Consider the following 12,632-nt stretch of genomic DNA (forward strand, 5'->3'; position numbering starts at 1 on the left):
TAATTTCAATATAAGGAAAGTGACTATTGAATTACTTTTAAAACGTACCTTTGTAAAAAATTAAACGATGACAAATAACGATATCCTAAAAAAACTACGCGTAGCCTTAATGCTCCGTGACGACCAAATAGTTGAAATATTAGAATTGGTAGATTTTAGAATTTCAAAATCAGAGTTGGGCGCTTTTTTTAGAGCCGAAGACCATGAGAACTATATGGAGTGTGGCGATCAGGTATTGCGTAACTTCTTAAACGGATTGGTAATTCATTTAAGAGGAACAAAAGAAAATCCTAAAAACCCTAATGAGGTTTTAGCTAAACACAAAGCTGAAATTCCTGCTAAAGATAGCACAAAGGAAAGACCAGAATTTAAAGCTAAACCAAAAGATGAAGAAAGTGCCAGAGGAGATCAAAGGCCATCTAAATCTGGAACTGGTGCAAAAAAGCCTTTTAAAAAGAATAATAGTAAGTCTACTCCAAAAATACAAGTAGTTGAAAAAGTAAAATTCAACTTCGGTAAAAACAAAAAATCCTAAGCTCACACTTAGGATTTTTTTTATGCCATTATGTTAAAGTGAAACCATTTTTGTGTTTTCAATCCCAATTCTGAATTCTTTTTGAATTCGAATCTGTATTTTTGTTTAAAATTAGATATTAAAACATGAAAAGACTTATTTTATTTTTAGCATTTGTATTCGTTACCCAAATAAATGCACAAGAGCGTCCAAAACTAGTAGTTGGAATTGTTGTGGATCAAATGAAGATGGAATATCTCTATCGCTTCTCAGATGACTTTACCCCTAATGGTTTCAAAAGGCTTATGAATAATGGATACACATTTCAGAACATGCATTACAATTACATGCCTACTTACACTGCTCCTGGACATGCATCTATTTACACAGGAACAACTCCTGCAACACACGGAATTGTAAGTAATGAATGGTTTAGCCGAAAATTAGGAAAACAAATGTACTGTACTGATGATGCTGGTGTAGTAACTGTAGGCGATGGTACAAAGGAAGAAGGCGAAATGTCTCCAAAAAACTTATTGAGCACAACTATTACCGATGAGTTAAGAATGGCTACCAATTTTGAAGGAAAAGTAATTGGTGTAAGTCTTAAAGATCGCGGTGCAATTTTACCAGCTGGACACTTTGCTAATTGGGCTTTTTGGTATAGCAAAACAGGTTCATTTATTTCTAGTACTTTTTATGGAGATAAACTACCTGATTGGGTTACACAATTTAATAGCGAAAAACATTTTTTACCATACATAAACAAAGGTTGGGATTTATATAAACCAGTTGCAACTTACAACGAGAGTTTACCAGACAACAATCCTTACGAAGGAAAATTATACAATAGTGCAGCTCCAGTTTTTCCATACAACTTAAAAGAAATGTATGATAAAAATGATGCTGGAGTTATTCGTTCTACTCCATTTGGAAATGACTTGTTAGCCGAATTTGCTAAAAAAGCAATCGAAAAAGAAGAATTAGGAAAAGATAATATTACAGATTTCTTAACGGTTAGTTTCTCATCTACAGATTACGTTGGGCATTTATTAGGACCACGTTCTATGGAGTTACAAGATACTTATTTACGTTTAGATCAAACTATAGCCGACTTTTTAGCTTACTTAGATAAAACTGTTGGTAAAGATAATTACCTGCTTTTCTTAACAGCTGATCATGCTGGAGCAGAAAATGTAAATTATCTTAAAGATCGTAAGTACAATGTAAATAGTATTAGCCCTAAAGATATCCGTAAAAATCTAACCGATTTTTCTGTAAAGACCTTTGGTCAGGATTTAGTTTTAAACTATTCTAGCTTCAATTTATTCTTCAATAAAGAAATAATCAAAAACAAAAAATTTGATTTTGTGAAAGTTAAACAGGCTTTCAAAGATTATTTAATGGCTCAGGATTACGTAAAAAGAGTATATACCGAAGAAGACATTTTAAATGCTACAGGTAATGATTACTACTTAAACTTTATTGTAAAAGGATATGATGTAACTCAAAACGGGGATTTAATTGTATTAGACAAACCAGGTTATATCGAATATATGGGAACGGGAACTTCTCACGGAACACCATATACATATGACACACACGTTCCAGCAATTTTTTACGGTTGGCATATTAAAAAAGGGGAATCATACAACAAGAAAACGATTACTCAAATTGCACCAACAATTGCTCAAAAAATAAAAGTAACGTTCCCGAACGGAACAGAAGCAAATGTTCTGGAAGAAGTTTTAGACAAAGAGAAAAAATAATCTTTTTTCTTAATCCTAAAAAAGGGCTGTATTTATATAAATACAGCCCTTTTTGCTATACAATAGTTCCCTTTATTACTTCGGCTAAATTGCTACTTTTTATATCACACACCTCTATTAAAGACATTTTACTCCTTTATTTTATATTCATTTATAGACTCTTTTTACACTTTGCAAACAACCTCAACAGTTAAATCTCTTAAACTTAAAAAACAATATTCTTATAAATTGTTAAAACACCTTAGATTACCTTGTTTTTAAGACAATTTACTTCTATATACATCAAAATTTACTATCTGATAAATATCATCATAATGTAGCAAATATCTGAATATTTTTAATACTACAATTAAGGGATATTATTATGATTAAGATTTTAAATTATTTATTACCACCACGCAAATGGGTACCCTTTGTTATAATGGCAGTGGGTATAGGAATGGGATTATTTGCTTATTTATTATATGTATCTAACGCAGTCTCATACCTCTCAGACGATCCTAAAACATGTGTTAACTGCCATGTAATGACTCCTTTTTATGCTACTTGGCAACATAGCTCCCATGCAAGAGTTACCAATTGCAATGATTGCCATGTACCACACAACAATGCCTTTAATAAATACTTTTTTAAGGCAAAAGATGGTATTTATCATGCAACCATATTTACATGGAGAGCAGAGCCACAAGTTATCCATATAAAAGAAGCAGGTACAGATGTCGTTCAAAAAAACTGCCAACGTTGTCATAGTGATCTTAATGCTAATGTTAGTACAACAGGAGTAACTCTGGAAAGCAAAAAACATGGAGAAGGAAAACTATGCTGGGATTGTCATCGCGAAGTTCCTCATGGTAGAGTAAATAGTTTATCGTCTGTACCAAATGCCAGAGTTCCTTTATTAGAATCTCCTATTCCTGAATGGCTACAAAAACAAACCGATAGTACAAAAACTGCAAAAAAGAAAGAATCAAATCAAACAAAATAGAATAAGAATTAAAATTTTCAATTAAATACAGATATAATTATGGCACCACTAAAAGAAATTATAAAACGCAAACCATGGTTAGGATGGGTAATGTTTGGCATTACCATGTTAGTTGTGTTTATGCTTGGCTTATTAGTTAATAGCGTAATGGAACGTCGTACAGAAGCTTTATTTGTTAATAAAGTATTAGCTCCTGTTGGTGAATTTGAATCAAGAAATGAAGTTTGGGGAGCAAATTATCCTCGTGAGTTCCAAACTTATTACCAAACTGCCGATACCAGTTTTACAAGTATGTACGGTGGCGGAAAAATGAGAGATATGCTACATGAAGATCCACGTATGGTAGTTCTTTGGGCAGGTTATGCTTTCGCGAAAGATTACAATCAAGGTCGAGGACATTTTTATGCCATAGAAGACATCAACAATTCCTTAAGAACAGGAGCGCCTAAAGGACCTCAAGACGGACCTCAGCCATCTAGTTGCTGGGTATGTAAATCTCCAGATGTGCCCCGTATGATGGATAAACTAGGTATAGATGAGTTTTACAAACAAACATGGGCATCTTTAGGGCCAGAAATTGTAAATCCTATAGGATGTGCCGATTGTCACGATTCTAAAACAATGAATCTAAAAATCACACGTCCTGCATTAATCGAAGCTTTTAAAGAGCAAGGAAAAGATATTACCAAAGCTACACATAACGAGATGCGCTCATTAGTTTGTGCACAATGCCACGTAGAATATTATTTTGATAAAAAATCTGTAGAAGGCGCGGTTAAAGTAAAATTCCCATGGAAAAACGGTATGACTGTAGAGGATATGGAGAAATATTATGATGATATCGATTTTACAGACTTTGTCCATGCATTAAGTAAAGCACCAATTCTTAAAGCACAGCATCCAGATTATGAAATTCATCAAATGGGAATCCACGGACAAAGAGGCGTTTCTTGCGCAGATTGTCATATGCCATATAAAAGCGAAGGAGGTCAAAAATTTACTGATCATAAAATACAATCTCCACTTAATAACGTAGCAAATTCTTGTCAGGTTTGTCACCGTGAAGAAGAAAAAACATTGGTTGCAAACGTAAACGAGCGTCAACAAAAAATTCATCAAATACGTATTGAACTAGAAGACCAATTGGTAAAAGCACATCTAGAAGCAAAACTAGCTTGGGATAAAGGAGCAACAGAAGCTCAGATGAAAGGTATCTTGAAATTAATTCGTCAATCACAATGGCGTTGGGATTTTACAGCAGCTTCTCACGGAGGGTCGTTTCATGCACCATTAGAAACTGCAAGAGTTATTACAAATGGGTTAAACAAAGCTGCCGAAGCAAGGATTGAATTAAGTAAAGTATTGGCTTCATTAGGACAAACTACACCTATGCAATATCCTGATATTTCTACCAAAGAAAAAGCGCAGAGATTCATAGGTCTTGATATGGACAAAGAGAAAGCCAATAAAACCGAATTCAAAAAAACAGTTTTACCTAAATGGCTAGATGAAGCTAAGAAAAAACAACTGCTATATTCTAATCCTGCCAAATAACAACCAATAAGTATAAAGAGGGTTTGTATAAGTTATTATCAACCTTACAACCCTCTTTAATTAAAAGTCCCAAATTAAGAAAAGAATGAGATTAGTTAATTTTGAAAAACATAAAATTCCAAAAAGAAAGCTTTGGCAATATCCTTGGGATTATAAAGAATCTTTTATAATCGCTGCCGGATTATTACTAACGGGTTATTTGTTACAAATAACAACCAGAACTAGTATTAAAGCCATTGGAGCACCTATAAATTATATCATCGGTGGTTTATTTATTGGCATGTTACTTTTGCTGCATTTTACCAGTAGGACACATCCTTGGGTAAAATGGCTAAGATCAGTTCCAGCATCTGTTAGTGCAATTACTTTGGTTTTAATACAAGCTGTTATCATGGGAACGCTTCCTCAACAAAATTTTGTTGAAGGAGTAAAACCTGATTTATTCGGGTTCTCATTTGTATTAACAAGTTGGCCATTTATTATCGCGCAATTGTATTTTCTTATTACACTTGGTCTCGCAACCCTTAATAGAATGACTCCTTGGCAATGGAAAAACTGGGGTTTTACATTAAACCATTTGGGACTTTTTATAGCAATGACAGCAGGAATTTTAGGCAGCGGAGATTTACAACGCTACACCATGAAATTATATAAAAACCAACTTGTATGGGGAGCCGAAAACGAAAAAGGCGTTATGATCCCCATGCCTATTGCATTTGAACTTACAAGCTTTGATATGGAAACCTTTGCCCCAAAACTTGCATTTGCCGATATTACAAACAATAGCATTGAAACTAAAGGAGTAAATGCACTTAGAATGATTAATAAAGGAGATAGCTACGACTATAAGGGCTATAAAATTAAAATCATTAATTATATAGAAAACAGCAAGTTTACTGGCAATGGTTATTTTCAGGTAAATGAAGAAGGCGCAACACCAGCTGCATTAATCGAAGTAAAATCGGCTACAATAGATACTACTGCATGGATTAGCTGCGGAAGTTTTGCAACCGAATATTCCTATTTACAATTAAACGATAAAGAAGCAATCGTAATGTTACAGCCTGAAGCAAAAAAATACAGTTCGCATGTAAATGTTTTTGTTAAAGACGAGAAAAACGATAAAACAGTAATCGAAGTCAATAAACCTTATAAAGTAAACGGATGGAAAGTATACCAATTAAGTTATGATGAAAAATTCGGAAAATGGTCTAAATTAAGCGTCATAGAATTGGTACGTGATCCTTGGTTACCTATTGTTTACTCCGGAATTTTCATGATGATAATAGGAGCTGTTTATTTAATATTTAAAGGAAGAGGAACCGTAGTTTAAGCAATTATATGTTTAAATGAATGTTTTGAAATTGTATATAAATAAAGATTTTTTAAATGAATTATTGGATCTATTTTTCTCACTATGCCCTTGTGGCGATTATTTGTTGGTTAGTCTGCATGCTTTTACAAGTTGTAAAAAGCACACGTAATAAAACAGTACCTATACTGCTTTTTGCAACATTAGGTGGTTTGGCAATGGTACTATTTACCTATAACTTATGGCAACACTTGGGGCGACCACCTATGCGCACACTTGGCGAAACAAGACTTTGGTATGCCGTATTCTTACCCATTATAGGTGTAATAACCTATACCCGATGGAAATACAAATGGCTCTTAAACTATAGTTTGGTTATGGCAATAGTATTTTTAACCATCAACTATTTTAATCCAGATACCTACAACAAAGCCTTAATGCCAGCCTTACAAAGTATTTGGTTTGTTCCTCATGTTTTGGTTTACATTTTTTCTTATGCCTTACTAGCAGCATCTTCTATTGTAGCATGTTATGGATTATACGAATATTATAGAGGCACTTATAAAGATGCTATACTCCAACTTGCAAACAATCTAGTATATGTCGGTTTTGGATTCCTTTCCTTAGGATTATTGTTTGGCGCATTATGGGCAAAAGAAGCTTGGGGACATTACTGGACATGGGATCCTAAAGAAACCTGGGCAATGCTTACCTGGTTAGGATACTTAATTTATATACACATGCGTTATCGTTACCCAGATAGTATTAAACCCATTTTAATAACCTTGGCATTAGCATTTGTTGTATTATTACTTTGCTGGTTCGGCGTAAACTATATGCCCTCAGCAGCACAAAGTGTCCATACCTACTCCAATACATAAAAAAAAGAGCAGCAACTATATTTTAGTTGCTGCTCTTTTTTACTTTTATAAAGTATCTATCATCTAAATCTATTCCGAACGATGATATCCTTGAGTTTGGCTTTTAAATCTTCGCCCGTATCATAAACCATTTGCTCGTTATTAGGAAATGGCACGGCACGTTTATTAAAATAGCCAATATAACTATCCTCACAAGCATTTCTATCCCCTCTATAAGTTGCATAAGTATAATCAAAAATAAACTCGCTCGTTATAGGAAACGATTGTATTAACTGGTTTCCTTTTAAATCAATATAATCAACCTTTGCAGTTACCTGACAAGATTTAAATTGTCTGAACTCATATATGTTTGCTCGAAGCGTTCTATAATTATCCACTTTTATTTCGCGACCTAAACTATCCTTAACTGGTCTTCCTCTACCATCCAAAAGAGTTCTTACACCATCTTTAATTTCTCTTTCCTTAATAAACTCCTTTTCTTTAATCTGCTCTGGCGAAATAAATATCTCTCTAAAATTCAGTACTAAACTATAATCGTAAATAACATTTTTCTGTCTGGCGCTATGGTAAACAGTCCATTTATCGTTTAAACCATACGTGCTAAAATCTAGCAAATCATTTTGAAGCTGTTTTGGGATAACCATATTCGTTTCGTTTTTAGCATAAACATCAACAAAATCAGTTCCTTTAAACAAAGCCTCATCCATAAGCTTTTTAGTATTCTTATATCCGGGATTTATACTTTCCAGATAAGCAAAATCATCATACGCTTTTCTAAAATCCAGTTTGTTTTTAGATTTTAAAAGTACCGAAGCGTTTTCATATAGGTATTTTGACAACGCATTTTTACTACTTACAATTTGTTCCGAATAATTATCAAACGGGAAATAAGCATTTTTTCCTTGCTTCATTAATTGTAATGGCAACAAAGGTCTTATTTTCTCCTGACGATTATTTAATTGAATGTAGGTGTTATAAACACGCTCTATATTAGCAGGATTAGCTTCCTTAGCCATCATATCTAGATTACGTAAATCTCTTTCTTTTGCTTTAGCAAAAGCCTCTTCCAGCAAATAAACATAATCTTGTTTCCCCTTAGAATCCTTTTTATTCCTTAATCCCTCAACAGCACGATTTATTGCTCCATCATAATCACCATCACTTAACAACGATTGAGTAGTTTTTACACCACAAGAAAACGCCAAAATCGATATTGAAAAAAGTATTATAATCTTTTTCATTCCTTAATTTTTTAAAGTGCAAATATATCTGTTTTAGATCAATTCAGATAAATAGGATCATGATTTAAAATTTAAGAAGCAAAAACTTTCATTTTCATAACAACCTAACTTCCCGCTGTACGCTAAATCTTTTTCTTGAGATCCTTCCTCCGTCAGGATGGCAAGAAAAAGGATACCGCTCCCATCGGGGCTAAATTAGAGATGCTTTTTTTCAATATAGTAACCTCGTAGTAATTTGACTTTCAGCATTTAATCAAAAATATATTATATTTTTTTTTTGGCCAATATAAAACATTAAATTTATGTCCATCTGGATCAGAAAAACCAAAGAAATATCCTTTTCCATAATCTTGTGGTTCGGCAAAAATTCTTCCTCCTGCTTTTTTAACGTTCTTTAGCCATTGATCTACTTCATCTTTACTTTCGGCAGAAAGTGAAAATATAATTTCATTTCCAAGTTTTAAATCAGTCATTTCAGCATCAACAGCCCACTTAAATCTATCTTTTATAAAAAAATGAATTATAAAATTATCGTCTCCAAAAACAAAACTTGTTAGTTCTTCAGATACACCGTGACCGTTTCGTTTAAAGCCCAGATCGCTATAAAATTTGGTTGTTCTTTCTAAATCTTCTACTCCCAAATTAGCCCATATTTTTTTAGTTTCCATAAGATTCATTTTAAAAATTAGAGTTTAATTCCGATTATTAAAAAATTAATCGCACACTAAATTTATGACTTTTTAAATTAAAAAAAATAGAGATGCACAATTGCGCACCTCTACGGATTCAGATTAGATATAAGATTATGTTAGTTTTACACAACAATGTATTCTAGAGATGCATCGAAGTACATCTAACATATAGTTCTATTTTAATTGCCTTCTACTTTTTATTTGATACACAATTTCCCAAAACAATATAGATAAAAAGGCGTAAACCATTAATGCCGTTTTAATCCCATGAGGGTCATATTTTGAAAACAGACGTAAATCACCAAACTTCAATGCTAGATATAAGGCCAAAGATGCAATTACAGCAGAGCATATTATATTTAGTAAAGGAGTCCATTTTAATACCCTAAAAGAGAAAATTAAATTGATAAGAAGAAAACCACAGCCTAAAGTTATAAATCTATGATCTTTTAATTTTTCGCCCAGTGTCAGTAAAAATGAAGTTGAAAAACTATAAGTAAAGAATAATAAGGAATAAATCAGAATGCGTATTTGTAATTTCATTTTTTGTTATTTTTTTAATTTGCCAAAATTACAAATTAAAAATGAAGCTTAGATTAGGTTAACCTTGATAATTCATGTTATAAATATATGTTCCCAATCTTACTAACGCGAGCGTCCCGCTCGTGAACATAAGTCACCTAAATGATATGATAAGCAAACGGGAAATAGATTATAGACACGAGCGTGACGCTCGCGCCAGAGGAGAGCTAATCTCTTTCAGCAATAGATAAGTTTCCATTTGTACTCAAGATTATTACTTTTTTATTTTTAGGATTTATAATAATGTTTGATTCATCATCGTATAAAAACGAAATCCAATATTTGCAAATTATACCCCATTTAGATTCTATTCCTGAATATTTATTCCAAAAAAACATAACCTCATCATCTTCCTCCCAATCAATTAATGGCTTAACAATTTCGTTGAAAGCTTCAGTATTAGTTTCGTTCCAGTCATTTTGCCAATTGTATTCTTTTTTAATCTCATTTTTTATTTTCCATTGGTCAGGATTATTTATGAGCATAAGATGTTTTTGACTTTCTGAAATATATTTATTCCAAAGTTGGGAACAATAATTATTTGTGAAGGCTTGTATTTCTGGTTTATCAAAATCAGTTAAAGTCGGATAACAATATTCATTTTCAAAATAATAGAATTTTTCTAGAGAATCATATTTCTTATCTAGACTAGCTTTTTGTTCGTCTTCAATTTGTTTTTCCCAAGATTCAATAGCCAAATCGACATCATTAAATTTATCAATTAATTCTTTCGCAGCACTTAGACCTATATTTAGTTTTAATTTAACTAGATTTATTTTTTCTAAATTTTTCATGTTCACCTCTTAGTAATTGCAGATCCTTACTATCTGATTAATTCATCTTGACATAAACGAATTCATAATCTTTATCAAACATTGTACTTTTAACTTTAATGTATTCACATTGTGTTTGTAATATTTTTGTCGTCAAAAAATCTCCTACTTTAGCATAATAATTAGGTATTGTAACTTCTAGAATTGTAGTTTTATATTCACACTCATTTAAAAACTCCATTTTTGATTTAACATATTGACCATTTTCAATGTATTCTGTTTGTATTCCGTCCTTAACAATCATATAATATTCTTTTGGACTATAACCTATGCTTGCAAATTTTCCGTTCTTCAATTCTTCACAATTTGGCTCTTTATCTGGATCAAGAAATATATTTTCTTGCGCAATTAAAACATTACTAAATAGAAAAAACAGAATTATTATGTTTTTCATTATGATGAGGTTTTATTATTATTGTCACTACGAAGTCGTGAGACTTCGCAGAGCAGGGACTTCGTCCAGTACTTTTTTTTATTCTTATAATGAATCTAAATTTATTCCAGCAGATTCAATTATGATTTCTTTAAATTGAGCCGAATCAGAAATTCCAATTCCACCTTCAGCCTTAATTTCGACATTATTAATTGTAATTATTCTGTAATTAAAATTATCAGAATTTGAAATCCCTATTTCATCTGTTTGCTTTTGAATAGTTTTTTGAAATTTTCTATAATTATCGTTACAAATTAATTTACCACTAATTACTCCCATACTTCTGTCAATAATTTCAAAAGTAGCTTTTCCAATTAGTTCATTTTCTATGTAAATTCTACATTCCATTTATTTTAGCATTTTTTCAAACAAGATTATCAAAATCATTATCCCGATAACAATTCCTGCTACTTTAAAATAAAGTGCTGTAGCTTTTCTTCCATCTCGATAATCAGAAACCATTATCGTTTCTGTATGAGCTATAATTTTATTTTCTTTAAATATTATATCAACTTTTACTCGATTATTTTCATTTATAAAATACCTTATACCACTCCCTAAGTTTAGTTGATTCTCTATGTCGCAATAGTATTTGATATTTTTCTTTTCTAATTCACTTTCAAACACAATTTTATCTTTAAACAAAACATAGATCTTAAAATGATTTTCGAATAATATTTCAGCGTTCTCTATACTCATTTTTAGTTTTTGTTATACTTCAACGAAGTTGAGAGTCTTCTCCTAGAGAGCCCTTATAGCAAGTATTAACAGTTTTTTTCTACGCTAAACCTGCAATATTTAATTCTGAATATTGTTTTTTTGTCAAGTTTATTTTTACTGAAATATTACATTCTCCACCATCATTCATTTCAATTAAGCTGTATTTGAAACCTGACTTATCATATTCGTTTTTACAATAACAACTTACCCAAACTTCTTTTTCATTATTGATATTTGTTACAATTACGCATTGTTTTACATATTCATTTTTGTTTTTGAGTTTAGATTTGTTTTCAGTAAAACATTTACTCAAAATTTTATCTATTTCTTCAAGTTCTTTTTGATTAATATCATAAGGCTTATATTCTGATTTTTCACTTTCTGGCTTGAATGTGAAAATCGCATAATCTTCAAAATTTGTAAAATCTATTTTACTTTTAATATTTAAAGAGTTCTTTTTTATTTCAATTCTAAAAGAGCTTTTGTCGCTTATGAATTCAATAAAGTTATTTTTTATTACAGCTTTCTTACTGTTTGTATATTCAAATTCAAATGGCTTAAAATATAAAGTATCGTTTTTTACTTCACAAAAACCCTTGAACTTTTCTATTTTTTCATAATTTGGGCTTTTTACAATTGAAGTAAAATTATAAGTACTATCTGAATATAATTCAAATATTAGGCTTCCACCTAAATCATAATTATTCTCTGCCAAAACCTGCTCAATTTTTGAGTCTTTTAAAGCTTCTTTTTTACATTGAGTAAATAAACTTAAAATTACAAATGTTAGAATTAATTGTTTTTTCATTTTTTTTCGTTTCCCAAAATATATACTAACAAGACTTTAATACCCCCTATCTAGAATAGTTTTGTATCATAAATTGATTTTTACACGAAGCTAAAATATTCTTTTTTTTCTTACAAACAATTAAATAGACACTTTATTTATTGAGTCTTCTAAGTCCTCAAGTGAGAGCCTATTTCTATCGTTTTTTCTCATGAAAACAATTGTGTATTAGCCATAAAGGTAACATCCTTTTACAAAATGAAACGAAGAAAAGAATATAGCCCCTTTTTCATTGGTAGACGCTCAAATTATTAAATATTTAAGTTCAA

At 31.4% G+C, this 12,632-nt stretch carries 14 protein-coding genes; 6 read left to right on the forward strand and 8 right to left on the reverse strand.

Annotation, left to right across the window (positions count from 1 at the left end):
- Window positions 1-67: 67 nt before the first annotated feature.
- The 6 genes from OA93_RS19520 to ccsA all read left to right on the forward strand — a co-directional run bounded on the left by OA93_RS19520 (window position 68) and on the right by ccsA (window position 7,015).
- Window positions 68-535: a DUF1456 family protein gene (locus OA93_RS19520; protein WP_039115525.1), complete on the forward strand. Its 468-nt coding sequence runs from the start codon at window positions 68-70 to the stop codon at window positions 533-535.
- A 125-nt stretch (window positions 536-660) separates the two neighbouring features.
- Window positions 661-2,283, forward strand: coding sequence for an alkaline phosphatase PafA (pafA, locus tag OA93_RS19525; RefSeq protein ID WP_039115526.1), 1,623 nt, complete (start codon window positions 661-663; stop codon window positions 2,281-2,283).
- A gap of 364 nt (window positions 2,284-2,647) precedes the next feature.
- Window positions 2,648-3,268 (forward strand): cytochrome c nitrite reductase small subunit, encoded by a 621-nt coding sequence (gene nrfH, locus OA93_RS19530; protein WP_039115528.1) that lies wholly within the window; start codon window positions 2,648-2,650, stop codon window positions 3,266-3,268.
- A 60-nt stretch (window positions 3,269-3,328) separates the two neighbouring features.
- Window positions 3,329-4,822 carry an ammonia-forming cytochrome c nitrite reductase gene (gene nrfA, locus OA93_RS19535; RefSeq protein WP_205625791.1) on the forward strand — a complete coding sequence of 498 codons (1,494 nt, stop codon included), beginning with the start codon at window positions 3,329-3,331 and terminating at the stop codon, window positions 4,820-4,822.
- 85 nt (window positions 4,823-4,907) lie between these two features.
- Window positions 4,908-6,155: a cytochrome c biogenesis protein ResB gene (locus tag OA93_RS19540; protein ID WP_039115532.1), complete on the forward strand. Its 1,248-nt coding sequence runs from the start codon at window positions 4,908-4,910 to the stop codon at window positions 6,153-6,155.
- Between the two features lie 56 nt (window positions 6,156-6,211).
- On the forward strand, window positions 6,212-7,015 hold the full coding sequence (ccsA, locus tag OA93_RS19545) for a cytochrome c biogenesis protein CcsA (RefSeq protein WP_039115533.1): 804 nt from the start codon (window positions 6,212-6,214) through the stop codon (window positions 7,013-7,015).
- 59 nt (window positions 7,016-7,074) lie between these two features.
- Here the strand turns inward: ccsA and OA93_RS19550 are convergent, their stop codons facing one another.
- From OA93_RS19550 to OA93_RS19585, 8 genes are all read right to left on the reverse strand, one after another.
- Complete coding sequence (locus OA93_RS19550; protein WP_039115535.1) at window positions 7,075-8,256, reverse strand: hypothetical protein; 1,182 nt, start codon at window positions 8,254-8,256, stop codon at window positions 7,075-7,077.
- A gap of 242 nt (window positions 8,257-8,498) precedes the next feature.
- Window positions 8,499-8,924, reverse strand: a complete 426-nt coding sequence (locus OA93_RS19555; protein ID WP_052259534.1) for a VOC family protein — start codon at window positions 8,922-8,924, stop codon at window positions 8,499-8,501.
- A 198-nt stretch (window positions 8,925-9,122) separates the two neighbouring features.
- On the reverse strand, window positions 9,123-9,491 hold the full coding sequence (locus tag OA93_RS19560; RefSeq protein ID WP_039115537.1) for a hypothetical protein: 369 nt from the start codon (window positions 9,489-9,491) through the stop codon (window positions 9,123-9,125).
- A gap of 206 nt (window positions 9,492-9,697) precedes the next feature.
- A complete protein-coding gene (locus OA93_RS19565; RefSeq protein ID WP_039115539.1) occupies window positions 9,698-10,324 on the reverse strand; it encodes a DUF2947 family protein in 627 nt (208 codons plus the stop codon).
- 37 nt (window positions 10,325-10,361) lie between these two features.
- Window positions 10,362-10,757, reverse strand: a complete 396-nt coding sequence (locus tag OA93_RS19570; RefSeq protein WP_039115541.1) for a hypothetical protein — start codon at window positions 10,755-10,757, stop codon at window positions 10,362-10,364.
- Window positions 10,758-10,841: 84 nt separating this feature from the next.
- On the reverse strand, window positions 10,842-11,144 hold the full coding sequence (locus OA93_RS19575; RefSeq protein ID WP_052259531.1) for a hypothetical protein: 303 nt from the start codon (window positions 11,142-11,144) through the stop codon (window positions 10,842-10,844).
- The gene (locus OA93_RS19580) at window positions 11,145-11,495 is read right to left on the reverse strand and encodes a hypothetical protein (protein WP_039115543.1); all 351 of its coding nucleotides are present in this window, start codon (window positions 11,493-11,495) and stop codon (window positions 11,145-11,147) included.
- A 79-nt stretch (window positions 11,496-11,574) separates the two neighbouring features.
- The gene (locus tag OA93_RS19585; protein ID WP_039115544.1) at window positions 11,575-12,324 is read right to left on the reverse strand and encodes a hypothetical protein; all 750 of its coding nucleotides are present in this window, start codon (window positions 12,322-12,324) and stop codon (window positions 11,575-11,577) included.
- Window positions 12,325-12,632: the final 308 nt, after the last annotated feature.

It is taken from the genome of Flavobacterium sp. KMS (genome assembly GCF_000813005.1).
Lineage (GTDB): Bacteria > Bacteroidota > Bacteroidia > Flavobacteriales > Flavobacteriaceae > Flavobacterium.